Origin of the sequence: Mesorhizobium sp. M8A.F.Ca.ET.161.01.1.1, from assembly GCF_004792105.1 — a bacterium.
In the GTDB taxonomy this organism is placed as follows: Bacteria; Pseudomonadota; Alphaproteobacteria; order Rhizobiales; family Rhizobiaceae; genus Mesorhizobium.
Genome location: NZ_SRTD01000159.1, coordinates 1 through 372, shown reverse-complemented (window position 1 = coordinate 372; position 372 = coordinate 1). Strand labels below are relative to the sequence as shown.

Here is a 372-nt window from a genome sequence, read left to right as displayed (position 1 = left end):
CGGAATTTTAGACAATGGCCATCGAACGTTACAATCCTCGCGACGCCGAGCCGCGCTGGCAGCAAAAATGGAACGAAGACAAGGTCTTCGTGACAGACAACAGCGATCCGCGTGAGAAATATTACGTTCTGGAAATGTTTCCCTATCCGTCGTGTCGCATCCACATGGGCCATGTCCGCAACTATGCCATGGGCGACGTCGTCGCCCGCTACAAGCGCGCCCGCGGTTTCAACGTCCTGCACCCGATGGGTTGGGACGCCTTCGGCATGCCGGCCGAAAATGCGGCCATGCAGAACAAGGTTCATCCCAAGGACTGGACCTACCAGAACATCGCCACCATGCGCGGTCAGCTGAAATCCATGGGCCTGTCCC

General features: G+C 57.5%; 1 protein-coding gene. It reads left to right on the top strand.

What is annotated here, in order from left to right:
• Nucleotides 1-14 precede the first annotated feature (14 nt).
• On the top strand, nucleotides 15-372 hold a 358-nt coding region (locus EN804_RS35110), incomplete at its 3' end, for a class I tRNA ligase family protein (RefSeq protein WP_145972895.1).